The sequence below is a fragment of the Marinomonas aquiplantarum genome, assembly GCF_003314975.1.
GTDB classification, from domain to species: domain Bacteria; phylum Pseudomonadota; class Gammaproteobacteria; order Pseudomonadales; family Marinomonadaceae; genus Marinomonas; species Marinomonas aquiplantarum.
Genome location: NZ_QNRF01000001.1, coordinates 127,423 through 151,999, shown reverse-complemented (window position 1 = coordinate 151,999; position 24,577 = coordinate 127,423). Strand labels below are relative to the sequence as shown.

General features: G+C 45.4%; 24 protein-coding genes. 17 read left to right on the top strand and 7 right to left on the bottom strand.

From position 1 onward, the window contains the following. Window positions 1-150 precede the first annotated feature (150 nt). The 3 genes from grpE to dnaJ all read left to right on the top strand — a co-directional run bounded on the left by grpE (window position 151) and on the right by dnaJ (window position 4,017). Window positions 151-729: a nucleotide exchange factor GrpE gene (gene grpE / locus DFP76_RS00715; RefSeq protein WP_113872773.1), complete on the top strand. Its 579-nt coding sequence runs from the start codon at window positions 151-153 to the stop codon at window positions 727-729. A 102-nt stretch (window positions 730-831) separates the two neighbouring features. Beyond that, window positions 832-2,751 carry a molecular chaperone DnaK gene (gene dnaK / locus DFP76_RS00710; protein WP_113872772.1) on the top strand — a complete coding sequence of 640 codons (1,920 nt, stop codon included), beginning with the start codon at window positions 832-834 and terminating at the stop codon, window positions 2,749-2,751. A 141-nt stretch (window positions 2,752-2,892) separates the two neighbouring features. Next, complete coding sequence (gene dnaJ / locus DFP76_RS00705) at window positions 2,893-4,017, top strand: molecular chaperone DnaJ (RefSeq protein WP_113872771.1); 1,125 nt, start codon at window positions 2,893-2,895, stop codon at window positions 4,015-4,017. Window positions 4,018-4,051: 34 nt separating this feature from the next. On the opposite strand, the gene DFP76_RS00700 is transcribed toward dnaJ, so the two are convergent. Continuing rightward, window positions 4,052-4,663, bottom strand: a complete 612-nt coding sequence (locus DFP76_RS00700; protein WP_113872770.1) for a uridine kinase family protein — start codon at window positions 4,661-4,663, stop codon at window positions 4,052-4,054. Window positions 4,664-4,792: 129 nt separating this feature from the next. Between DFP76_RS00700 and DFP76_RS00695 the strand changes: the two genes are divergently transcribed. The 4 genes from DFP76_RS00695 to gcvA all read left to right on the top strand — a co-directional run bounded on the left by DFP76_RS00695 (window position 4,793) and on the right by gcvA (window position 8,665). Further along, window positions 4,793-5,341, top strand: a complete 549-nt coding sequence (locus DFP76_RS00695) for a uridine kinase (protein ID WP_113872769.1) — start codon at window positions 4,793-4,795, stop codon at window positions 5,339-5,341. A gap of 24 nt (window positions 5,342-5,365) precedes the next feature. After that, on the top strand, window positions 5,366-5,695 hold the full coding sequence (locus tag DFP76_RS00690; RefSeq protein WP_113872768.1) for a DUF3392 domain-containing protein: 330 nt from the start codon (window positions 5,366-5,368) through the stop codon (window positions 5,693-5,695). Window positions 5,696-5,955: 260 nt separating this feature from the next. After that, window positions 5,956-7,329 (top strand): glyceraldehyde-3-phosphate dehydrogenase, encoded by a 1,374-nt coding sequence (locus tag DFP76_RS00685; RefSeq protein WP_113872767.1) that lies wholly within the window; start codon window positions 5,956-5,958, stop codon window positions 7,327-7,329. A 385-nt stretch (window positions 7,330-7,714) separates the two neighbouring features. Further along, window positions 7,715-8,665, top strand: coding sequence for a transcriptional regulator GcvA (gene gcvA / locus DFP76_RS00680; RefSeq protein ID WP_113872766.1), 951 nt, complete (start codon window positions 7,715-7,717; stop codon window positions 8,663-8,665). On the opposite strand, the gene DFP76_RS00675 is transcribed toward gcvA, so the two are convergent. The 3 genes from DFP76_RS00675 to DFP76_RS00665 all read right to left on the bottom strand — a co-directional run bounded on the left by DFP76_RS00675 (window position 8,652) and on the right by DFP76_RS00665 (window position 11,963). Continuing rightward, entirely contained in the window at window positions 8,652-9,422 is a 771-nt protein-coding gene (locus DFP76_RS00675) for a TSUP family transporter (RefSeq protein WP_113872765.1), read from the bottom strand. The two genes, gcvA and DFP76_RS00675, sit on opposite strands and share 14 nt — an antisense overlap. Before the next feature lie 113 nt (window positions 9,423-9,535). Further along, window positions 9,536-11,020, bottom strand: a complete 1,485-nt coding sequence (glpD, locus tag DFP76_RS00670) for a glycerol-3-phosphate dehydrogenase (RefSeq protein WP_113872764.1) — start codon at window positions 11,018-11,020, stop codon at window positions 9,536-9,538. A gap of 169 nt (window positions 11,021-11,189) precedes the next feature. Further along, window positions 11,190-11,963 carry a DeoR/GlpR family transcriptional regulator gene (locus DFP76_RS00665; protein WP_113872763.1) on the bottom strand — a complete coding sequence of 258 codons (774 nt, stop codon included), beginning with the start codon at window positions 11,961-11,963 and terminating at the stop codon, window positions 11,190-11,192. Between the two features lie 154 nt (window positions 11,964-12,117). Between DFP76_RS00665 and glpK the strand changes: the two genes are divergently transcribed. Together glpK and DFP76_RS00655 are read left to right on the top strand one after the other, a co-directional pair. Beyond that, window positions 12,118-13,602 carry a glycerol kinase GlpK gene (glpK, locus tag DFP76_RS00660; protein WP_113872762.1) on the top strand — a complete coding sequence of 495 codons (1,485 nt, stop codon included), beginning with the start codon at window positions 12,118-12,120 and terminating at the stop codon, window positions 13,600-13,602. A gap of 95 nt (window positions 13,603-13,697) precedes the next feature. Further along, on the top strand, window positions 13,698-13,994 hold the full coding sequence (locus DFP76_RS00655) for a hypothetical protein (RefSeq protein WP_113872761.1): 297 nt from the start codon (window positions 13,698-13,700) through the stop codon (window positions 13,992-13,994). Between the two features lie 84 nt (window positions 13,995-14,078). On the opposite strand, the gene DFP76_RS00650 is transcribed toward DFP76_RS00655, so the two are convergent. The 3 genes from DFP76_RS00650 to DFP76_RS00640 all read right to left on the bottom strand — a co-directional run bounded on the left by DFP76_RS00650 (window position 14,079) and on the right by DFP76_RS00640 (window position 16,654). Beyond that, window positions 14,079-14,594 carry a DUF501 domain-containing protein gene (locus DFP76_RS00650; protein WP_113872760.1) on the bottom strand — a complete coding sequence of 172 codons (516 nt, stop codon included), beginning with the start codon at window positions 14,592-14,594 and terminating at the stop codon, window positions 14,079-14,081. A gap of 23 nt (window positions 14,595-14,617) precedes the next feature. After that, window positions 14,618-15,028 (bottom strand): energy transducer TonB, encoded by a 411-nt coding sequence (locus DFP76_RS00645; protein WP_113872759.1) that lies wholly within the window; start codon window positions 15,026-15,028, stop codon window positions 14,618-14,620. Between the two features lie 207 nt (window positions 15,029-15,235). Then, a complete protein-coding gene (locus DFP76_RS00640; RefSeq protein ID WP_113872758.1) occupies window positions 15,236-16,654 on the bottom strand; it encodes an aminotransferase-like domain-containing protein in 1,419 nt (472 codons plus the stop codon). Window positions 16,655-16,888: 234 nt separating this feature from the next. Here DFP76_RS00640 and DFP76_RS00635 point away from each other — a divergent pair, with 234 nt between their 5' ends. The 8 genes from DFP76_RS00635 (at window position 16,889) to DFP76_RS00600 (ending at window position 24,562) form a co-directional block, all read left to right on the top strand. After that, complete coding sequence (locus DFP76_RS00635; RefSeq protein WP_113872757.1) at window positions 16,889-18,865, top strand: methyl-accepting chemotaxis protein; 1,977 nt, start codon at window positions 16,889-16,891, stop codon at window positions 18,863-18,865. A gap of 61 nt (window positions 18,866-18,926) precedes the next feature. Continuing rightward, window positions 18,927-19,406, top strand: a complete 480-nt coding sequence (locus tag DFP76_RS00630; protein WP_113872756.1) for a peroxiredoxin — start codon at window positions 18,927-18,929, stop codon at window positions 19,404-19,406. 230 nt (window positions 19,407-19,636) lie between these two features. Continuing rightward, on the top strand, window positions 19,637-20,644 hold the full coding sequence (locus DFP76_RS00625) for an amidohydrolase family protein (RefSeq protein WP_113872755.1): 1,008 nt from the start codon (window positions 19,637-19,639) through the stop codon (window positions 20,642-20,644). Between the two features lie 10 nt (window positions 20,645-20,654). Next, window positions 20,655-21,332, top strand: a complete 678-nt coding sequence (locus DFP76_RS00620; protein ID WP_113872754.1) for a 4-carboxy-4-hydroxy-2-oxoadipate aldolase/oxaloacetate decarboxylase — start codon at window positions 20,655-20,657, stop codon at window positions 21,330-21,332. After that, complete coding sequence (locus tag DFP76_RS00615) at window positions 21,325-22,395, top strand: 4-oxalomesaconate tautomerase (protein WP_113872753.1); 1,071 nt, start codon at window positions 21,325-21,327, stop codon at window positions 22,393-22,395. Before DFP76_RS00620 ends, DFP76_RS00615 begins: the two co-directional genes overlap by 8 nt. A gap of 39 nt (window positions 22,396-22,434) precedes the next feature. Further along, entirely contained in the window at window positions 22,435-23,307 is an 873-nt protein-coding gene (locus DFP76_RS00610; RefSeq protein ID WP_113872752.1) for an amidohydrolase family protein, read from the top strand. Between the two features lie 41 nt (window positions 23,308-23,348). Beyond that, window positions 23,349-23,714, top strand: a complete 366-nt coding sequence (locus tag DFP76_RS00605) for a protocatechuate 4,5-dioxygenase subunit alpha (protein ID WP_113872751.1) — start codon at window positions 23,349-23,351, stop codon at window positions 23,712-23,714. Continuing rightward, window positions 23,714-24,562, top strand: coding sequence for a class III extradiol dioxygenase family protein (locus DFP76_RS00600; protein WP_063331705.1), 849 nt, complete (start codon window positions 23,714-23,716; stop codon window positions 24,560-24,562). Before DFP76_RS00605 ends, DFP76_RS00600 begins: the two co-directional genes overlap by 1 nt. The last annotated feature ends 15 nt before the right edge of the window (window positions 24,563-24,577 follow it).

Sequence of the window (24,577 nt, the reverse complement as noted above, 5' to 3'; positions counted from 1 at the left end):
ATTTATACAGTATTTGGTTGTTTTTTGACAAGTGTCTGGTGTGGAATTAATTCCCTTAAATTTAATGCGGTCTTAGTGTTGAAAGGTAAAAAGCCGTCCCCATATACCCAGCACAGAGAAAGAATAGTTTCTGTTATTTGGAGTTAAACAATGAGTGATCAGCAAAAAAATCCTAATCAAGAGGCGGAGCAAGATTTGAACAGTGAAGCAAAAAACGAAGCAGTGGAAGAGCTATTAGAGCCAGAAGCTGAGCTGTTAGAAGCGGAAGCTGAAAGCGACGAACTTGCGAAAGCATTGGAAGAAGTAGCCCAGTATAAAGAAGCGGCTCTTCGTGCCCAAGCGGATGCGCAAAACGTTCGTCGCCGTGCGGAACAGGACGTTGAAAAAGCGCATAAGTTTGGTTTAGAGAAATTTGCCAAAGCCATCGTTAACGTAGCGGATAACCTAGAACGTGCTCTTGCTTCTGCGGCCGACACGGGCGAAGCGGATCCGGTTCGAGAAGGCGTTGAGCTTACTTTAAAAGATTTGCTTGAAACTTTGGCTCGTTTTGAAGTTAAAGCCGTTGATCCACATGGCGAACCCTTCAACCCAGAGTTGCATCAAGCGATGACGATGGTGCCAAACCCTGAGCTAGAACCTAATACAGTTATGGACGTTGTTCAGAAGGGTTATACCTTGCATGGTCGTCTGTTGAGACCTGCAATGGTCGTGGTTTCAAGCGCCGCATAATGTGACCGTCATTTTTTTGACACTGGACGCTTGAAAAGTGTTTAAGCGTACCCAAATACAGAAGTAACCTTGTTATAAACGAATTTATTGGAGAGACAAACGATGGGTAAAATCATTGGTATCGACTTAGGGACAACAAACTCTTGTGTTGCTGTTCTTGATGGTGAAAAAGCGCGTGTAATTGAAAATGCGGAAGGCGATCGTACAACACCTTCGATTGTTGCTTTTGCTGAAGACGGTGAAGTGCTAGTTGGTCAATCTGCAAAACGTCAGGCAGTGACTAACCCAACCAACACCTTGTTCGCGGTAAAACGTTTGATCGGTCGTCGTTTCCAAGATGACGTAGTACAGAAAGACATCTCTATGGTGCCGTACAAAATCATCTCTGCAGAAAATGGTGATGCTTGGGTCGAAATCAAAGGCGATAAGAAAGCGCCACCTCAAGTATCTGCAGAAGTCTTGAAGAAAATGAAAAAGACAGCAGAAGATTACCTAGGTGAAAGCGTAACAGAAGCGGTTATTACTGTACCGGCTTACTTTAACGACTCTCAGCGTCAAGCAACAAAAGACGCGGGTAAAATCGCTGGTCTAGATGTTAAGCGTATTATCAACGAGCCAACAGCAGCGGCTTTGGCATACGGCCTAGATAAGAACTCAGGCGATTCTACTATCGCGGTTTATGACCTTGGTGGTGGTACATTCGATATCTCTATCATCGAAATCGCTGACGTTGATGGTGAGAAACAGTTCGAAGTATTGTCTACGAATGGTGATACTTTCCTAGGTGGTGAAGACTTCGATATGCGTGTGATCGAATTCTTGGCAGCTGAGTTTAAGAAAGACACTGGCATTGATCTACACAACGATCCATTAGCGCTACAGCGTCTAAAAGAAGCGGGCGAGAAAGCCAAAGTTGAGTTGTCGTCTTCTTCTCAAACAGAAGTAAACTTGCCTTACATCACTGCGGATGCGACTGGTCCTAAGCACTTGAACGTGAAATTGACCCGTTCTAAGTTGGAGTCTTTGGTTGAAGAGTTGGTGATCAAGTCTCTAGAGCCTTGCCGCCAAGCACTGAAAGATGCAGATCTGTCTGCTTCTGATATCGACGAAGTTATCTTGGTTGGTGGTCAGACTCGTATGCCTTTGGTTCAATCTAAAGTGACTGAATTCTTCGGTAAAGAGCCACGTAAAGACGTGAACCCAGACGAAGCGGTTGCCATCGGTGCGTCTATTCAAGGTGCGGTATTGGCTGGTGACGTGAAAGACGTTCTATTGCTAGACGTAACGCCTTTGTCTCTAGGTATCGAGACAATGGGTGGTGTGATGACGACCTTGATCGAGAAGAACACAACGATTCCGACGAAGAAATCACAAACTTTCTCGACAGCTGAAGACAACCAGAATGCAGTAACTATCCACGCCTTGCAGGGTGAGCGTAAGCAAGCGGCACAAAACAAATCACTAGGTCGTTTCGACTTGGCTGACATTCCGCCAGCACCACGCGGCGTGCCACAAATCGAAGTAAGTTTCGACATCGATGCGAACGGTATCTTGAGCGTTTCTGCGAAAGACAAAGCGACCGGTAAAGAGCAGTCTATCGTGATCAAGGCATCTTCTGGCCTAAGCGATGAAGAAGTCGAAAAAATGGTACAGGACGCGGAAGCGAACGCGGAAGAAGATCGTAAGTTTGAAGAGCTTGTACAAGTTCGCAACACAGCTGACGGCATGATCCACGCGACTCGTAAGACACTTGCAGATGCAGGTGATAAAGCGACTGAAGAAGAGAAAACGGCGATCGAAACAGCAATCTCTGAATTGGAAGAAGCGTTAACATCTAACGATAAAGAGAAGATCGAAGAGAAAACCAATGCCTTGACGCAAGCGTCAGGTTCATTGGCTCAGAAAATGTACGCTGATGCAGAAGCTGCTGCCGGTGCTGCGGAAGGTGCTGAACAAGCACAACCTCAGCAAGACGATGCAGTAGACGCGGAATTTGAAGAAGTAAAAGACGATAAAAAATAATCGTCGATTCTGATGAAACCGCCTCATTGCGAGGCAAGCGATGGCGGGCACGGTTTACAACCGTGCCTTGCTGTTTAAGCTGTAGCGCTTGTTACTGCTTAAATAAGACATGCAGACTTTTACGATTCAGGAATACCTGCGATGAGCAAAAGAGACTATTACGACGTTCTTGGGGTAGCCAAAGACGCGGATAAGAAAGAGATCAAAAAAGCTTATCGCTCTTTAGCGAATAAGTATCACCCAGATAAGAACCCAGATAACCCAGAAGCCCTTGATAAATTCAAGGAGCTGGCGGAAGCCTACGAGGTATTGTCTTCTGAAGAGAAGCGCTCGGCTTATGACCGCTTTGGTCATGAAGGTGTAAATGGTCAAGCTGGTGGCTTTGGCGGTGCTGGAGCGGGTGGTTTTAGTGACATCTTTGGTGATGTTTTTGGCGATATTTTTGGCGGCGGTGGTGGTGGTCAAAGCCGAACTCGTCGTGGCTCCGATCTACGCTACACCCTAGAGCTTGATTTAGAACAAGCCGTTTGGGGCTGTGAAGAAAAGATCCGCATTCCTACCTTGGTAGAGTGTGAGACGTGTGACGGTTCTGGTGCCAAGAAAGGGTCTACTCCTAAAACCTGTGGAACCTGTGGCGGTGCTGGTCAAGTACGTATGTCTCAGGGTTTCTTCTCTGTACAGCAAACGTGTCCAGAATGTCACGGTCAAGGTCAGGTTATTTCTGATCCTTGTTCAGATTGTCATGGTCAAGGCCGTAAGCAAGAATACAAAACACTAAACGTGAAAATTCCTGCTGGTGTGGACACGGGCGATCGTATTCGTCTTTCTGGTGAGGGCGAAGCGGGAACACATGGTGGTCCAGCGGGCGACTTGTTTGTTCAAGTGTCGGTGAAACCGCACAGCATTTTTGAGCGTGATGGTGCGAATCTGTACTGTGAAGTGCCGATCAGTTTCACAACGGCCGCTTTGGGTGGCGAAATCGATGTGCCGACATTAGATGGTCGTGTGCGTTTGAAAGTCACGGCAGAGTGTCAAACGGGTAAATTATTCCGTCTGCGTAACAAAGGTGTGAAACCGGTACGTGGTGGCCCAGTGGGTGACTTGATCTGTAAGGTTGTGGTGGAAACGCCAGTGAACCTAACGGCTCGCCAAAAAGAGTTGTTGACGGAATTGTCTGAAACCATGGGCGAAGGTACGAACCACTCTCCAAAGCAAAAGAGTTGGTTTGATGGGGTGAAACGCTTCTTTGATGATATTAAGAAGTAAGAGTTTTCCTCGTATTCTATGAAAGAAAAAGGCGCTATTTAGCGCCTTTTTCTTTGAGTAAGAAGTCAATGTGGTTGCGTAATAAATTGGCCGCATTGGTGAAGCTTTTGTTATTCGGGATGATAAAGTCCGCTTTGTCTCGAATGCCAATCGTTTTAATGGAGGCTTGGCGAACATGGCGCATGTAGCGGCTGGTGACTTCATTTACATCTCGGCCACGCTCAGCAATATCTCGTTTTAAGCGACGAACGATGGCGATGTCCATATCCGTATCGACAAACAATAGATAATCAACGGCATCACGAATGCCTGGATCTTGAAACATCATATGGCCTTCTACAAGCACCACGTGAGTTGGTTCTAAATTACGGTAGCCAATGCGTTTGTGTTGAGAGTGGTCGTAGACTGGGATCTCATTCGGTTGCTGACGATTTTTACAATTGTGGATCGCCAAGGTTAGGCTTTCTAAATCCAATGAATTCAAGTCATCGAAGTTGTAGACATCCGGGTCTATGCTGCCGCAGCCATTGTAAAAGCTGTCTTGGCAAAGAACAGTGATCTTTGAATCTTGTCCTTCTGCTAGCAGGGAGCAAAGTCGACTTTTTCCACTGCCAGATACCCCAGTGATGCCAATAACGAGTGCCATGTATTACCTCAAATAAAATAAACTGTCTGTGCTCCTTGAGTTGTCGGAGCGATTCGTGTTGTATTATATATCAGGTTTGGCCGTTTTTGGCGGCAAAAGTGGAATATCGATGTATGTAGGGATAGATTCATGCCTAGGGTGATTACTTCTTGTATCCTCGCCTTATTTGTTTTGGTGTCGCAGCCTTTATGGGCGAATACTCAAGCGAGCACCGCACGAGTATCAGGTCAGTTAGAATTGTTTGGTTTACCCTTTAATAATCTGAAATTGTCAGATTTGGGCGAACAACTAAAATCCATGGGTGTAGAAAGTTACCCCTCTTATCAAGATGGCATTCAAAGTTACAGCCTTGGCCCTGAGGGGATTCTCGGTGTGACCGATTTAACCGTACAGAGTAACGAGTCTGGGTATTTAGTGCAGGCGTTACTTTCTGGTGTGGTGAAAAGTAGCCGTCAGCGCCGTGCTTTGGGCGATTTACTGTTAAAGAAGTACGGTACGCCAAGTTCTGGTCGTCTGGATAATGGTCTTGGTGACGTGGAATGGCGACTCAAAGACTATACAAAGGTTAGTTTAAACAATACCAGTGTCGATGTATCGGTCATGTATGTGGATGAGCGTCCTAAAGTCATTCAGAGCTCAGGGCGAATTGATGTAGAATCCCTGTCTCGTAATTATTAGTCTGGCCTAGCAGTAAATCAATCTATGTTTATTCTCGATCTCAATCTTCGCTTAGCGCACTTCTTGCAACCGCACTTACAGGATGTTGCTTTGGCATTGGTGGCTACCTGTTTGGTGATTTATGGTGATCGTATTAATGGTTACCTTAAACGCTTAGTGTCTTCGTGGGTTTTTATTGCGCGTATCGCAGCTTTTATTCTTATGTGTACCTTTGGCTATGGTTTGCTGACGTTGTGGACTCAGCCATTGGTGTATTGGGGGATCACGCAAGTGGATTTAATGTATCGCCCTGTGTTGGTACTGGCGTGTTTTTGTTTGTTGGGCATTTTGGCGGAAAGAAAACGTCATTTGTGAAAATAATTGATGAAATTTCCTGTCTATTTTCGTTGCTAATTTACAACATAATGGGCTGCTTCCGTTAAAATTTCGCTTCAATGCTTTGCTTCTGTAGTAAAGTTTCTAACTCTTCTTTTATATTTCGTTATTTCTATAAAATAATCCCCTAAATTACGGATTTTAAAGACTTTTCGTAGTCTTCTTACAATTTGTTTTTGCTCAAAACTGGCGGTAGACTGCGCCCATATTGATACGACAGCGTCATTTGGGAGCACAACATGACAAGCACTTGGTTACAATCTCTCTCGCAAGTAGAATCCATGATTCCACTTCTTGGTAAACTTGGCCGTGAAAAATCCATCAAAGTTCAGCTAGCAGGTAACACTCTGATGGCGGATTCTGTAACAGGATTAATGGCAACTTTTGATCAACATCCTGAGTTAGATCTAGTGCAAGTCTATGGTGTGTTAGAAGAATTGTATGCAAGCGAACTGCTTCAAACGAGTGTGGAGCTAGAGGACTTGTTAGCGCAAGCTGATTTAACCTCTATGTTAGCCGCTCAGCCTTCTGATGGCACTGAAGTACCGGTCGTGCTGTATGGCTTTGGTCGTATTGGTCGTTTGCTTGCACGTCGCATGTGTGCGCTTGGGCATACCACGCCAGGCATGAAGTTGGCTGCGATCGTGGTGCGAAATGCTGGGCCGAATGATTTAGCGAAACGTGCTAGTTTGCTTAAATACGATTCAGTTCATGGTGCTTATGACGGTATTGTGAAAGCGGATGAAGCGAATCAAGTGTTAATGATTAATGGCAACGCGGTTAAAATCATTTACGCATCGGATCCGGCAGAAGTTGATTACACGGCTTACAACATTGAAAAAGCCTTGTTGGTTGATAATACGGGCCGCTGGCGCGATCACGATGGTTTAAGTGTGCATTTGAACCGACCTGGTATTGAGCGTGTTGTGCTTACCGCGCCTGGCAAATCAATGAAGAATGTTGTGTTTGGTGTGAATGACTCTGATCTCACCGAAGAAGATAAGATTGTCTCTGCAGCATCTTGTACGACTAATGCCATCACGCCTATTTTGTCCGTGTTAGAAGACAAGTTTGGTATTGAATCTGGTCACGTTGAAACGGTTCACGCTTACACCAATGATCAGAATTTGATTGATAATATTCACAAAGGTGATCGTCGTGGCCGCGCAGCCGGTATGAACATGGTGATGACAGAAACGGGTGCTGCCAAAGCAGTATCAAAAGCCATTCCTTCACTAGAAGGTAAATTGAGTGGCAGTGCAATTCGTGTTCCTGTCATTAATGTGTCTATTGCTGTATTGAGCTTGAATCTTAAAGCGGGCACGTCAGTAGACGAAATTAATGCCTTGTTAAAAGCCGCTTCTAACAGCACTGAATTAGCTGGTCAAATTGGCTTCAGTGAAGAAGCAGATGCAGTGAGTTCTGATTTCATTGGCTCGCAACAAGCAGGTATTTTGGATTCTTTGTCTACTAAGGTGCGCGGCAACCAAGCAACCTTGTATGTCTGGTACGACAATGAGTACGGCTACAGCTGCCAAGTGGTTCGCTTGATGGAAAAGTTGGCGTTGGGCCAGTTCTCTAAAGCGCTGCTATTGGAAGACAAGGCGGCATAATGAGTCATTAACCGACCATTAGATATTCAGGAAGCGATGGTGAATGCCATCGCTTTTTTTGTTTTTGTCGGTTGTGATAAGCATAAAAAAAGCCGGACATAGGTCCGGCTTAAATAAAAGTAACTAGCAGCTTGAATAGCATCATCCTGTGGGAATGGTGATATTCGCCTAAGACACGACTGTGGGGGCATGCCTTAGGGTTCATACAGTTAGGGCTGTATTAACGCTCTTTAGATTGCTGTAAGAATCCAAAGATATGATGCTTATTCTAGTGAAATTAGATTAACTGACAAACGATATAAATTGAGTTTTAGCATTAGCAAGACTAATGCTAAACTCTTCATTGTATTGTTTGTTTCGTGTTTCTTTTTAAGGGTAAGCAAATATGAAATCTATTCCGCTCACAGGGCTGAATACCTTCTCGATTGCGGCACGTCACTTGAGTTTTACTAAGGCGGCAGAGGAACTGCACCTTACTCAAGGTGCGGTGAGTCAGCAAATTCGTCAGTTGGAAGAGCGTTTGAAATTCAGTCTCTTTACTCGTCACCATAGGCGTTTAGAGCTGACGGTTGCTGGTGCCAGACTGGCTGTTCAGCTGAATCATAGTTTTAATGAAATCAGTGGTTTGATCAGTGAATTACAGGAAGAAGAAAGCTCAAACATTCTGTCTGTTTCAGTGATGCCCTCTTTTGCGACGAAATGGTTGATCCCTCGTCTGGGCAGCTTGCAAGAAACTTATCCTGATCTGCAGCTGCGCATCCAGGCCAACGATAGAGAGGTGAGTTTTCAGCGTGATCGGATTGACGTTGCCATTGTTCACAGTCATGTACACAATGCCAAAAGCCACTTGGTGCCTCTGATGAAGGACAAGGTGTTTCCTGTATGCAGCCCCGCTTTTCTTAAACAGCGTGGCTTAACCCATGCTAATCAATTAGCCGATGTGCCCTTGCTCAATGATGATTCTGAATGGCGTTTTTCAAGTCCTTATGCTGAGTGGGAGCGTTGGTTGCAGCTAGCCAATGCAAAAGGTGTTAAGCCATCTCGAGGTATCAGTTTTAACCGTGGCGATTTGGCGGTGCAGGCGGCGATTGCGGGACAAGGTGTGGCGCTTGGTAGAACGCCATTGGTGATGGACGATATTCAGCATGGTCGTTTAGTGAAACCGTTTGATGATATCTTGGATGAAAACCATGCTTATGTGTTTGCTTGTCCAGAAGCGCAATACCAAAGGGAGCCTGTTCAGCAGTTGCTAAAATGGTTGGTGGCGGAATGTTATCAATATTCGCCAGACGATGCGTTAACAAAACCGGAAACCTTAAAGGTTACTGGTCGATAAGCAGTTTCACGGAAATGGCTAAACACATAATAATGACCATAGGACGGATTAATTTAGTCCCTTTTGTAATCACCAGGCGCGAGCCAATTTGTGCGCCTAGCCATTGTCCCACTCCCATTACAATGCCCAGTGTCCAGATGATATGACCGCTAAAGGTAAACACCAGCAAAGAAGACACATTGCTGGTGGCATTGAGAATTTTAGTGTGAGCTGTCGCTGATACTAGTGTTAAGCCCATTAGACAAAGGTAAGCAGTAGAGAAAAAAGCGCCTGTGCCTGGGCCAATTAAGCCGTCGTAAAAGCCAATGCTGGTGCCAATGATGACAGCAAATTGCAGATGACTTAGGGAAAATTTGCTGGCTAGATAAGGCTGAACTTTGGGTAAGAAGAAAAAGAAAACCGCGACGGCGATCAAAATAATGGGTACGGCTTTGAGCAGTAAACTGCTGTCGAGATAAGACACTAATAAGGTGCCCAATATCGCGCCAATGGCCGTCATTATGATGGCGGGTAGCATTTGTTTTAGATCTACCTGACCTTTTTTAATAAAGTGGTAGGAGGCGGACAAAGTGCCTGCGCAGCCTTGTAGTTTATTGGTGGCGAGGGCTTGTGCAGGAGAAAGGCCTGCGGCCAGTAATACAGGAACAGTAATCAAACCACCACCGCCTGCGATGGCGTCAATGGCGCCAGCAACAAACGCCGTAGCAAACAAGGCCAAATAGATCCAAATTGGTAAATCGAACAGCGTGAGATCCATGTGGCTAGCTTCCATTGTTGGCGTCAAAGAATGTTTAGGAGGTCGTTAGTAAAGCAAAAAAAGCCCGCCTAGACAATCGACTAGGCGGGCAAACGTACAGAAGAGCTGGCTGGTTAAAGCCGAGATTGAACGTACTCTTCTAGAGCAGTGACCTGGTCATCTGTGAACTCCAAACCGAGTTTGGTTCGGCGCCATAGAATGTCTTCCGCGCTACGAGCCCATTCTTGCTCGATCAGATAATCGACTTCTGCTTGATGCAACTCGTTACCGAAATCTTTTCCTAACGCTGCCACGGAATCCAAATTACCTAAGATTAATTGAGTACGGCTGCCGTAACTGTTGGCAAAGCGTTGTGCTAAATGCGCGCCAATGAAAGGGAAATCTTGTTGAAGCTTCATAGCGTAAGCGTCCAGTGACATACCCAATTCACCACCAGGAAGTGGCTTGCTGTGTGTCCATTCCTCTCCCATTTGCTGATAGAAGGGAGCCAGTTTTTTCATGGCTGATAACGCCAGCTTACGATAGGTGGTGATCTTGCCGCCAAAGATACTAAGCAGAGGGGGTCCTAAATCATCATCAAGGTGTAACGTGTAATCACGTGTCACGGCAGAAGGGTCAGAAGATTCATCTTCTAAAAGTGGACGCACACCTGAGTAGCTCCACACCACATCTTTCGGTGTTAGGCTTTGTTTGAAATGATCGTTAGCCACTTGCAAGATGTAATTGGTTTCGTCTTCCGAGATGGCGACTTTATTCGGGTCACCCTTGTATTCCACATCGGTTGTGCCAAGCAGTGTATAGTCGTCACGGTAAGGAATAGCAAACACAATACGCTTGTCTGTGTTTTGCATAATAAAGGCATTTGAATGTTGATAAAGCTTAGGCACGACAATGTGGCTGCCTTTGATCATGCGAATACCGTAAGGTGCTTTGCGCTCTACCTTGGTTTCAATAAAGGAAGAAACCCAAGGGCCAGCGGCGTTGACTAAGCCATTTGCAGTGACTTCAGTCGTTTCATTTGTGGCTTCATCAGTCAGAATAATTTGCCATTTGCCATCTACTCTTTTCGCTGAAGAGCAACGAGTTCGAGCGAAAATAGACGCACCATGTTGTTGTGCGCTGATTGCATTCGTCACCACTAATCTCGCGTCGTCTACCCAGCAATCCGAGTACTCAAAGCCTTGTTTGATATCCTCTTTCAGAGGGCTGTCGGTGCCGTATTTGACGCGCTTTGAGCCTGGTAAGGTTTCACGCTTGCCCAATGTGTCATAAAGAAACATGCCAATGCGTATCAGCCAAGCTGGACGTAAGTGAGGGCGGTGAGGCATTTGGAAGCGCATCGGGGTAACTAGATGAGGGGCGACTTTTAGTAATACTTCACGCTCGTTCAGGGCTTCTTTTACCAGACGGAACTCATAATGTTCTAGGTAGCGCAATCCACCATGAATCAGCTTGCTGCTTGATGATGATGTGGCGTGGGCCAGATCGCCCATTTCACATAGGCCGACGGATAAGCCTCGTCCAGCAGCGTCTGCCGCAATGCCAGTACCGTTAATGCCACCGCCTACTACGAAGAGATCAAAATGTGTTTGAGTCATGCTTAGCCTCATAATCGAAAATAGATTATGTTCGAAAACGAACATTTAGTTTCGATACTAAACCTAGGTAGAGGGAATAGCAAGCCTGATAATGTGAAGATTTAGTGACCATATAAAGCATGGTCACTCATAAAACTAATGATTCAAAAAGAGTGAAGGGAGAATGAAATTAGTGTTTTGGCTTGCAAAGTTCGAGTTGAACCTTATGTTCTTTCATGAGTTTACTAATGGCTTTCGGTGGTTGCTCATCGGTAAAGAGGCGATCTACTTGAGTGATATTGCCTAATCTCACTACCGCATTCCGACCAAACTTTTCGCTGTCAGCGGCTAAGAAGACATTTCTTGAATTGGAAATGATACTTTGTGCTACTCGTACTTCTTGATAGTCATAGTCGAGTAGAGAGCCATCATGTGGATCAATTCCACTGATGCCGACTATGCCAAAGTCAACGCGAAATTGATTGATGAAATCGATGGTTGCTTCACCCATAACGCCACCATCGCGGGATCGGACGGTACCGCCAGCAATGATGACGTTGAAGTCTTCTTTGCCACTGAGAATGGTGGCAACATTAAGGTTGTTGGTAATCACTTGTAGGCCGTGATGGTTGAGCAGCGCTCGGGCGACTGTCTCCGTCGTGGTGCCTATGTTGATAAACAAGGAAGCATTATTTGGGATTTCAGCAGCGATGCGTTTGGCGATTTGTTCTTTTGCGCCCAGTTGTAAAATTTGTCGTGTGGCATAGGCGACGTTGGTGGTACTGGAATCGTAACTGGCGCCGCCGTGGTGACGACGTACTTGACCTGCTTTTGCCAGTTCGTTGATGTCACGTCGAATGGTCTGTGGTGTGACGGAAAATTGCGTGGCCAGTTCATCAATGGATGCGTAGCCTTTGTCTTTTACTAACGCGACGATCTTGTCTTGGCGAGAAAGCTGCCCCATACCGTTTTCTTCTCCTCTCACAGGTTACTCTTGCTAAAGGAGTCCCCATTGGTTTTTAATATAGAATATTCGAATTTGAATATTCATGTTCAAAAAACAAAACAACAATTAAGTCGCTTATCGAAAGTGACCGATATCTCAAAGAGAATCTGCCATGACCCATTATATTCTTGCAATCGACCAAGGTACTACCAGTTCACGCGCTATTGTATTTGATGAAAAAGCCAATCGCATTGGTCAGTCTCAGCAAGAATTTCCTCAGATCTTTCCCAATGATGGTTGGGTAGAGCATGATCCAGAGGCCATTTGGTCTTCAACCTTGGCGGTCTGTCAATCTGTGCTTAAGGATACAGGCATCGCTGCACAAGAGATAGCCAGTGTTGGTATCACCAATCAAAGGGAAACCACCATTCTTTGGGACATAACGACAGGCAAACCTGTTTACAATGCCATTGTTTGGCAGGATCGACGCACCAGTGTTTATTGTCAGTCCTTGGTTGATCAGGGGTGGGCAGAGAAGGTTCAAGAAAAAACAGGCTTGTTGATTGATCCCTATTTTTCCGCCACCAAGATACGTTGGGTATTGGAAAATGTAGAAGGAGCGAAACAAAAAGCTAAGGCTGGCCAATTAGCCTTTGGTACGGTCGACAGTTATTTGCTTTGGCATCTGACGAAAGGTAAATCCCATAAGACGGATGCAACCAATGCTGCTCGGACAATGGCGTTCAATATTCATCAGCAAGCATGGGATCAAGAGTTGATTGAATTATTTGGCATTGAGGACGTGATTTTTCCTGAAGTGATGGATTGCAGTGCCGATTTTGGTGACATAGATCCTCAATGGTTGGGTGCCAGCATTCCAGTAAATGGTATCGCTGGGGATCAACAGGCAGCGTTAGTGGGTCAGGCGTGTTTTACCCCAGGTATGGTAAAAAGCACCTATGGAACAGGCTGCTTTATGATTCTCAATACGGGGGATAAGGCACTAAAATCTGAGCATAAGCTACTGACGACAGTCGGCTATCGTCTTAACGGCAAGGTAACGTACGCATTAGAGGGCAGCATTTTTGTCGCTGGTGCGGCGATCCAGTGGTTACGAGATGGTCTAAAACTGTTCAGTGATGCCAAAGAAACGCAAAGCTTGGCGCAAAAAGCGTTGAATGACGATTCGGTTTATCTGGTCCCCGCCTTTACTGGTTTGGGTGCGCCTTACTGGGACCCTGATGCCCGTGGTGCCATGATAGGTTTAACGCGTGACACCAGTGTTGAGGATATTGTCAGCGCGGGGTTGCGCTCCGTGTGTTATCAAACACGGGACCTGGTGGATGCGATGGCGCAAGACGGAGCCAACTTTCGTTCCCTGAGAGTGGATGGCGGTATGGTGGTCAACGACATTATGGTGCAGTTTTTAAGTGATCTGTTAGACGTCACGGTAGAACGCCCTTGCGTCACGGAAACCACAGCGTTGGGTGTGGCGTTTTTAGCGGGTATGAAAGTGGGGATTTATTCGTCTTTGGAGGACATCAGTCAGTTATGGGAAGCGGATAATACTTTCCAGCCTGAAATGGATAAAGCCTCAGGCGATACCTTGTATGAGGGCTGGCAAAAGGCGGTGAACCGAGTTCGTACAAACACTTAATGTGTGTTTACGTTTTTCTACAAGTGTGCCCTTGTGCCTCGTCATAATTGTGGCTAACTTAAAGGTATCATAAGTTTTAGAAAAGGTTTTTTGCGATGTCAAAACAGTTTGCCGAAGTGCAACAAGATGATTTTATGAAGTTCGGTGGCGAACGTCCTAGCTATTTACAAATAGAAGATGCCTTAATGGCGCTGGGCGGGCATGGCGTTGCTGGTAATAATTTTAAAAATGAAATGGTTAAGTTAGCGGGTTGGACTGGTGGCGCATTGACCACTTATGCTCAGCGTGCTGAAGTAGCACAAAATGCGTTTAACCGTATTCGAGCGATTTTGCCAAGTGTGAAAACAGCGGATGAGCTGAAAGCCAAGCTAGAAGCGGCTGCGGCAAAGTAGATCTCCAGCGTTACTTAGAGCATAAAAAATGGCTTTGCAGTTCCCCTGCAAAGCCATTTTTTTGTTCGACTGTCAGCTTTAAATTTACTCGGCATCAGCAATTTGGCGAATGTTATACTCTTCGTCAATAATGCGGCCAATCACATTATCACCCACTAAATGATGGGCGTAATGCATGTGTAGACAACGTACTTGATCCCAGTTAGCAATGCCACCTATGCCTAATTTATCAAACAAAGGCTTAAAGCCTTTCTCTTCAATAATGGCTTTATGCTCGTCGCTCATGACTTGCCAACGTCGAGTCACATAGTCTTGATGAGAGGCATGATGAGCTTCTCGCAATGCCTCATCTTCTTTGATTCTTTGCTCTAGCTGTTTTACAACGCCTTGACTTTCAATTTTCGCCAGAGCTTTATCGATGGCTTTGCTTGAAAGCCAATATAAGGTAGGGAAAGGTTGATCGAATACCCATGTTTCCATTTCAAGCACTTGTGGTGTGCCATTAGGAGACGAGTGAGCGATTGCGTTTATACCACTTGGCGTACGGCCAAGCTGAGCTGTGATAATGTCAATATCCGCTTGAGAAAGTGTTGCTGTCATAATGTGATTCGTATTGGCTTAGGTTAGGCGGTAAATGCGGGAAAACTGGCGGCAAATTTCTGGATCCATTCGGCCGCGGCTTCGTTATAGTTTAAGCGTCGACCTTGGCTTTTCGCTTGGCGTCGATAATGCTCGATTTGCGAAAGTTGCTCTATCATACGCACACAATAACACTCTTCTTTGGTCGGGAATTCGATTGCAATTAAATAGCCTTCGCTTTCTTTATTGCACCAAGCTATGCGCCCAGAGACACAGAAGTTTGGGTCGATTTCTTCCAATGTTATTTCTACAGAGCAGCCATCGTTAAACGGGTTTACGCTCAGGTAGGTTATACCGACAAAGCCATCTCTATTCTCACAAATAGAAGGAAACGGCTGATCTTCAATTAGGGTGATCTCTAATGGAAGGTCTCTCGGATGTGCTACAAATTCCATCACAAAAAAGCCAGCTTTTAATTTATATAGTCAAGTTATCGGCCAAAATGGCTGAGTGTTTAAAAAAGAATGCGAATTGTACGCTTTTTGTTCTGCCTGTACAGATGGATTTTAAGATGCGTTGAATCAAATTCATAACTTCTACTTATATACAGTTTGCTTGAGGCGTTTAACTCGATGCTACCCTATTTATTTGCGGATATGAACTTAGTTTTTGCTAACTTGTTGATGGCAAAGCTGTCCTAACTCTTTTAGTGCAATATCTGTGTTGTAGTCCCAATTTAGGGCGTAATTTAGGCGAAAGTGGTGACTGAATTGATGGTGAAGGCTGAAGGCCAATCCAGGAAGTATGCCAATGTTCTTTTCAAGTGCCTGAGCGTGCAGTTGCATAGTATCAATGCTAGTAGGCAGACGGACCCACAACAGAAACCCACCTTTCGGGTTAGATGTCTGAGTGCCCTCGGGGAAATGCGCTTTTATCTGTTCCTGACAGCGCATTAAATTTTCTTGATACGTGGCTCGGGTTTTCCGTAGGTGACGATCGTAAGCGCCATTTTCTAAAAAGTTCGCAATGGCTGTTTGGGTTAGGGTGGGGATGGCCAAAGATTGCACGTAGGCGAGGTGTTCAATAGGGGCTTGAAAGCGGCCGCCGATAATCCAACCAATTCGAAAGCCTGGGGCAATGCTTTTTGAAAAAGAGCTGGTGTAGATGACCCGATTATAAACATCGTCGGCTTTTAACGCTCGTTCACGTTTATCTTGGTAACTTAATTCCCCGTACACATCGTCTTCAATGATCATGAAATCATGATCATTGGATTGTTTGATCAAACGTTGGCGTGCTTGATGGTTTAAAGTCGCCCCGGTTGGGTTCTGATTATTAGGGGTCACAATACAAGCTTTAATATCATGCTGTTGATTGGCCATTTCTAATTGGTCGAGATCAAGACCAGTGACGGTAGAGCAATTAATTTCAACTGCGTTTAGTTTCAGCACTTCTATGGCTTGCAACACACCATGGTACGCCGGACTCTCTATTGCAATAGTGTCACCGGCTTTGGTGACGGCTTGCAAAGCAAGCATAAGAGCGTTCTGGCAACCTAATGTGATGGTAATATCACTGGGTTGCAGCTGACAGCCGCTGTCTAACATACGAATGGCGATTTGCCTTCTTAGCGCCAGTGAGCCAGGCGTGAATTCGTAAGCAGCACAAATTTCTGGTTCCAGACGCATTAAGCGACCGACAGAACGTTGCAGTTGTCGAATGGGCAAAAAGTGGCTTTTCGGAATGGCAGCCCCGAATTGAACAATGTTTTCGTCTTGGGAAACGTGCAGCAGGCGGTGCAGCAAAGCGTGAACGCTTTGTTCTTGTTTGGCCGGCTTTAGCGGCAATTCTGTATTAAGTTTTAGGCTGTTTTCTTGGACGAAATAGCCTTTTTGAGGACGTGCTTTAATAACGCCTCTGTCCTCAAGTAAACTGTAAGCTTGAAGTACGGTTGCAACACTGACCTCTAACTGCTTACTGGATTTACGCACAGAGGGAATTTTGACGCCCGGCAAAAAAATACCTTCTTGGATTTGTTGCTCAATCTGGTTAGCAATCTTTTCGTAAAGAGGAAGGTCCATAATGGCTGCGCAAGGTTCTTAAATCATTGAAAGAGAGTAAATCTAACAGATCGCTAGATCGAAGGAAATGTAAGACGTAGATTGGGCTTTTTCATTAAAAAGTCGCAAATGGTCATATATGGATTATTAAAGCGTGTCAGTAAAGTGTTATTATTTTGATTAAATGGTCAAATTATGATGTTTTCGCCTTGGCTTGCGAATTCAAAATATACAAAGATGGAAAAGAGGGCGTTTATGTCGTTATCTGTGATTCAGAGGATTTTACTTGGCTTTGGCGTGTTGTTGGTTTTGTTATTAACCATCGCAGGAGCGGGTCTTCATGGTACCAATAAAGTAGAAGATCGACTCAATGTGGTCACCGGCAAAGTGTCGAATATCATGACCAACAGCAATTCCCTAAGGGACGGTCTTGCTCTGTCCAATGCGACTGTACTGCAGTATTTATTGAGTAAGTCACCTGAGTCTCTTGATGTGCTATCGCAGCGATTTGCTAATTTGAAGACACAATATCAAGAGATTTCAAGCAAATTAGCGGACGATTTGCAGGGCTCTCCTGTGATGCAAGATGCCTTGACGAAGATCGATCAAGAAGTTGACGTTTTTATGCAGCTAACGGATGTGGCCTTTTCCAATCATAAAAGAATGTTGGAACTACAAGCGGCTATTCCAGATGAAAAATTAGACTTAAAAGACGCGATTAACTTCACCGCGGAAGATTTGGCTTTTTTACAAGAAGGGGGTGATACCTCGGAAATTCAGTTTGCTGCTTCCTATATGGTGAGCCAAGCGCAAAGTTTACAAGTGTCTGTTAACGACTATTTTGATTTGCGTGATCTGACCAGTATGCAAAGTTTGCGCGATGACATGGTTAACGTGATTGGCAGTCTCAGAGAGAAGCAAGCCTATCTCAAAGATGACAGCATTAATGGACTGATTGATGAAGTAGAAACCAGTGTGCAGTCGGACGAAGGTGTCATCAATAAGTATTTTGAAAATACTCGTCTAACACAAGAGTCAGAGCGATTGGCGAAGCAATTGTCTGGCAGCATGAAGGTAGTGGATGAATCGGTGCAAGTGCTGTTAGCAGAAGCCAATCAAATGGCCGCGGTGGCGAAGCAAGAAGCCAGCAGTGCGGCGAATTTATCTCGTCTGGTGATTTCTGTGGTGTTTGTGGTGTCTATTGTGATCGCCATTTTAGTGGCCGTCTGGGTAAGTCGAAGCATTCGTTCTCCTCTGAAAGAAGTGATGCGAGTATTGGGACTGATTTCAGAAGGAGATTTCACTCAGCGTAGCCAAGTCAAAACCAAAGACGAATTTGGCGAATTGTCAGGTTGGGTAAATGGTTTGGTTGAAAGACTGCAAAAAGTGATGGCTGAAATTGATCAATCATCCACTGAAGTCGCCGCGTCAGCGACCACTAATGTACAGATCGCAGGCGAGTCAAAACGTCTAATGAGTTCGCAAAATGAGCGTACAACAGAAGTTGCGTCATCTATGTCTGAGATGGCATCAACGGTTGAGCAGGTCGCGAAAAGCTCAGAATTTATCTTGCATCAAATTCAATCGGTTGATCAAAGAGCGGGCCAAAATCGTACCCAGATGGACGCTAATATCGCGAAGATTGAAGATTTGTTAGCGCAAATTGAAGAATCAACCAGTGTGGTTAACCAGCTGAACGAATACTCTAAAAACATTGATAGTATTTTGGATGTGATTCAAGACATCGCTGAGCAAACGAACTTATTGGCACTGAATGCAGCGATTGAAGCAGCGCGTGCTGGTGAGCAGGGTCGAGGCTTTGCCGTGGTCGCCGATGAAGTTCGAACATTGGCGACGCGCACGCACAGTTCAACAGAAGAAATTCAGAGCGTGATTGCCCAGCTGCAACAGGGTGTGAAAAAAGCTGTTGGCAGTATGGAAGAAAGCCGACAAAGTGCGACATCTAGTGTTGGCGAAGCGCGTTCTGTGGGGACATCCTTATCTGAACTGCAAAATAATATGGCAGAAATTCGGGATCTGAGTACGCAAATTGCCACGGCAGCAGAACAGCAATCAGCAGTAGCCCACGAGATCAGTGACAATGTTATTGAGATTTCAAGCATGTCTGAGGAAGCAGCGTCTGGGGCGGATAAGAGTGCTCGTGATAGTGAAGGCTTAGCGACTCTGGCATCTCGACAAAAAGAATTGCTCAGTCAATTTAAGATTGTTTAATGGTGTTTTACCGGAGGGTTGCGTTAATATAGCGCAACCTTATTCTCTGGAGATAAATAGAATGTCGATTCTTGTTGGTGATATGCTGCCATATGGCTCATTTCAGGTAATGGGAGAAGAGGGTCCTGAGACCATCGATGTAACCGAATTTTTTGCAGATAAAACTGTGCTTATGTTTGCTGTACCGGGGGCGTTTACGCCAACTTGTAGCAGCAGCCACTTACCTGGTTTTGTGGTTCACTTCGATGCATTAAAGGAAAAAGGCATAGACGACATTGTTTGCTTGTCTGTTAATGACGTCTTTGTGATGCATGCTTGGGGATTGGCGAATAATGCTGAAAACCTCATCATGGCCTCTGATGGCTTGGCTGAATTTACTTGTTCAATGGGCTTAGAGCTGGATATTTCCGCCGCGAAAATGGGTGTCCGTAGCCGTCGTTATGCCATGCTTGTTCGAAATGGTATCGTGCAAGAGTTATGGCTTGATGAACCTGGTGAATACAAGGTGAGCTCGGCTGAATATGTGTTAAGCCAGTTATAATCTCACTTTGAATGATTTTAAGAGCCGCGTAATGCGGCTTTTTTATGTCTGCCATTTAGAAAGTTCAAAACAGCTATCTCAAAATGCAATACCCTTTCGGCTAAAATGAAATAGCCAAATTCCGTTCGCAAATCAATACTCTCAAACAAATCAAAAAATGAAATAGCGCGTTTATTACGTCAGTTTATTTCAGTTTGTTTGTTACTTTAATAAGAATAGAGAGTTGTAACATGATTATAGATTGCCACGGCCACTACACGACAACCCCGCCAGGTGTTGGGGAATACCGAGATAAACAAAAAGATCAAGTTGCGAAAGATCCCGCCTTTGTCGGTGAAAAAGGCAAGGTAGTCGTATCAGATGATGAAATCCGCGATAGTATTGTCAATAATCAACTGAGATTACAGCAAGAGCGTGGCACAGATCTGACCATCTTCTCTCCTCGTGCTAGTTGGATGGGACATCATATTGGTAATGAATACACGAGCCAATATTGGACAGAGCACCAGAATGACTTGATTCGTCGAGTGTGTGACTTATTCCCAGAAAACTTTGCCCCTGTTGCGCAGCTGCCACAATCTCCGGGTGTTGATCCTGCTAAGTCTGTCGCTGAAATTGTGCGAACCGTTGAGCAAATGGGCTTTATTGGCATTAACTTAAACCCAGATCCAAGTGGTGGTTTCTGGCAAGATGCGTCGTTGGCTGATCGCTCTTTCTATCCTATTTACGAAAAAATGTGTGAATATGATATTCCGGCTATGATTCACGTATCCGCTGCTTGTAATGATTGCTTCCACACTACAGGTTCCCATTATTTAGGGGCTGACACCACAGGCTTTCAGCAGCTAATGATGTCGGATGTGTTCAAAGACTTCCCTGAATTAAAGATCATTATTCCTCACGGTGGTGGTGCAGTGCCTTACCATTGGGGGCGCTTCCGTGGCTTGGCACAAGACCAAGGATTTGATCTGGCGGAGCGCGTTTTGAATAACGTTTACTTTGACACTTGTGTGTATCACCAACGTGGCATCGACCTACTGTTAGACATTATTCCAACGAAAAATATCCTGTTTGCCTCAGAGATGATTGGTGCCGTTCGTGGTGTTGACCCTGAAACAGGTCACTACTTTGACGATACTAAGCGCTATATTGATAACAATACGGTGCTTACTGCGGAACAAAAACAAGAAATTTTCGAAGGCAATGCGCGTCGCGTGTTCAGTCGTCTGAAAGTATAAGGGGAAGAGGATGCGAGAAAATATCGTAGTTCAACATATCGAGCGTGCAGATCAATCTGTTATTGATGGCTTAGCGGAATGTGGTGTGGCGACCATACATGAGTCGCAAGGCCGTGTGGGGTTATTGGCGCATTACATGCGTCCAATTCAAATGGATAAGACCATTGCTGGCTCAGCTGTGACCATCTCTGGCGCAGCAGGCGATAATTGGATGATGCACGTGGCCATTGAACAATGTCAGGCGGGGGACGTGATGGTGTTTGCACCAACATCACCTTCTAACCATGGTTTCTTTGGTGATTTGTTGGCTACTTCGGCGCAAGCACGTGGGGTCGTCGGTTTGGTGATTGATGGTGGCGTTCGTGATACTCGTGATCTACGTCAGATGGATTTCCCTGTGTGGTCCAAAGCAATCTTTTCGGAAGGTACAATCAAAGAAACCGTTGGTTCTGTCAATGTGTCAATCGTCTGTGCAGATGAAACGGTTCATGCTGGTGATGTGATTGTCGCAGATGACGACGGTGTGGTCGTTGTACGTCGTGAAAAAGCCGCTGAAGTATTAGAGTTAGCACGCGCTCGAATGGCGAATGAAGAAGCCAAAAGAGTGCGCATGGCCAATGGTGAGTTGGGCTTAGACATATACAACATGCGCCCACGTTTGAAAGAAAAAGGGCTGAAGTATGTCTAACGGCATTGCTTGCATGTGGATGCGCGGTGGCACGTCAAAGGGCGCTTATTTTCTAGCGGAAGATTTGTCTTCCGATGTGGCGGAACGTGATGCGTTACTGCTGCGTATTATGGGCTCACCAGATGACCGTCAAATAGACGGCATTGGTGGGGCAGACCCATTGGCGTCGAAAGTGGCGATCGTCAAGAAAGCCAGCCGAGAGGATGCGGACGTAGAGTATTTATTTCTACAAGTGTTTGTCGATCAGGCCGTGGTCACGGATGCGCAAAATTGTGGCAACATCTTAGCTGGGGTTGGTCCTTTTGCGATCGAAAGAGGCTTGGTGAAAGCGTCTGAAGGTGAAACGCCAGTGCGTATTTTCATGGAAAATACCCAGCAGATTGCCGTTGCTCGAGTGTCGGTTAAAGACGGTGAAGTGCAGTATGAGGGCGATGCTCGAATTGATGGTGTGCCTGGTTGTTCTGCCCCGGTGCCGATTGTCTTTCAGGATACTGCGGGTTCGACTTGTGGGGCCTTATTGCCCACCGGTAATGTTGTTGATGTGATCGACGGTGTTCCTGTTACTTGTATCGACAATGGCATGCCTGTGGTCGTGCTAAAGGCAGCCGACATGGGCATTAGTGGTACTGAGACACGGGATGAATTAGAAGCCAATGAGACGCTGAAAGCAAAGTTGGAATCAATTCGTTTACAGGTTGGTCCCATGATGAATTTGGGCGATGTAACGACCAAATCTGTACCAAAGATGTCAATGGTCAGTGAGCCTACTGAAGGTGGGGCGATTTCGACACGTACCTTTATTCCTCACCGCTGCCATGCTTCGATTGGGGTGCTTGGTGCGGTCAGTGTGGCCACCGCGGCCATTTTAGAAGGCTCGCCTGCTCATGAGTTGGTACATTATACCGATGGTGAGCGCATGTCACTGGATGTTGAGCATCCGATTGGTGCCATGACCGTTATATTAGACAAAGATTCACAAGGTCAGTTAGACAGTGCGGCGATTCTACGTACTGCTAGGAAGCTGTTTGATGGGCAGGTCTTTGCTCATGCTAATGGTTTGTGAATCGATTGATTAAAACAATGATAAATAAGGCATTCGATTATGATGGACAAAACTTACATACCTTTTCATCCTAACCCTGCGAAGCCGTCCTTCCAAGCACCTGAGGGCGCGGTCGATGCACACTGTCACGTATTCGGTCCTGCGGATAAGTTTCCGTATCACCCAAAGCGTAAATATACCCCTTGTGATGCCTCAAAAGAGCAATTGTTTGCCTTGCGTGATCACTTAGGTTTTTCTCGTAACGTTATCGTGCAGGCTTCTTGCCATAGTACGGATAACTCAGCCCTTATTGATGCATTAGAAAGTGCAGGCGATCTGGCTCGTGGGGTGGCGTTTGTGGATGATTCTATTACCCACGAAGAGCTTGAAAAGATGCATGCTGCTGGTGTTCGAGGTGTGCGTTTTAATTTTGTAAAACGCTTAGTCGACAGTACGCCTAAGGAAGTTTATTTTTCTATTGCCGATAAGATTCGTCCTTTTGGTTGGCACATTGTGGTGTATTTTGAAGCGGCGGATTTAGAAGAGCTCATTCCTTTCCTTAAGTCATTAAATACCACTATTGTTGTTGATCACATGGGCACACCGAATGTTGCCAATGGTGTCGATCACCCAGATTTTCAGCGTTTTGTGAACTTCATGGCAGACAATGATAATGTCTGGTGTAAAGTGAGCTGTCCTGAACGCTTAACACAGCATGCGCCAGATTATTCTGATGTCTATCCATTTGCCCGTACCCTAGTTGAGCAGTTTTCTGATCGCGTGTTGTGGGGAACAGATTGGCCGCATCCAAATATGAAAGTAGAAGCGCCAAATGATGGACATCTTGTGGATGTGATTCCTCATATTGCAACGACGGCAACGCTGCAGCAAGCCTTGCTGGTGGATAATCCAATGCGTCTTTACTGGTCATAATCGGTTACTCAGGTAACAGAAAACAAAATAAAAAGGTGTGAATGATGACAGCAAATGATCCGACTCAACCTGTACCAGGCACTTACCTGTTTGATGGCAAGATGGCAAAGAAAGGCTATGGGTTAAACAAAATGTGTTACTCGTTTAATGAGCAAGCCGCTCGAGATGAGTTTAACAAAGACCCTGATGCCTATTGCGCCAAATTTGGCTTAACAGAAGCGCAAATTAAGGCCATTCATGAGCGAGACATCATTGGACTCTTGCAACAAGGCGGCAGTATTTATTATGTGGCTAAGTTTGCGGGTCTGCTAAAACTTAACATGCAAGACATTGGCGCCATTCAAACCGGTATGAGTCTTGAAGAATTCAAAGCCATGTTAGTGAAACGTGGTTCAGGAGAAGCATAATGGCGAATATTATTGGTGCCGTCACAACGTCCCATATCCCTGCGATTGCCAATGCGATGGCAAACAAAGCAGAAGAAACCCCTTACTGGAAGCCTTTCTTTGATGGTTATCCACCTGTGCGTAAATGGCTAAATGAAAAAAAACCGGATGTGATCGTGCTTTTTTATAACGATCATGGTTTGGAATTTTTCATCGATAAAAAGCCGACGTTTGCCATTGGTGTCGCAGATGAATATCACAATTCAGATGAAGGCTGGGGTATTGCAACTATCCCTCCTGTCACAGGAGAGTCTGAGTTGTCTTGGCATATTGCCAATAGTTTAGTGGAAGATGGTTTTGATATGACCATTTGCCAAGAAATGAAGGTGGATCATGGTTTAACGGTTCCACTAAGTCTGATGTGGCCGGGTAATGAATATGGCCATGTAAAAGTCATCCCAGTTTGTATTAACTGTGAGCAGCATCCAATGCCACAACCAAAGCGTTGTTATGCTTTGGGCCAAGCGATTGGTAAGGCGATTGAGTCTTTTGATTCGGATATGACGGTTGCCATTTTTGGCACCGGCGGTTTATCGCATCAATTAGATGGCGAGGCGGCAGGTACATTAAACAGACAGTTTGACCTTGAGTGTATGGACAAGCTTGTCGATAGCCCTGAAGAGCTTACGACCTACTCTAATCTTGATTTGGTGAAGATCGGTGGCGCGCAAACGGTTGAGCTTAATATGTGGATTGCCATGCGTGGTGTATTGCGAGGCAAGGTAACGGAGTTACATCGTAACTATCATGCACCGATTTCCAATACTGGAGCAGGCTTGCTGCTACTTGAGCATGAAATGCCTAAATAACACTGGCTTATGATG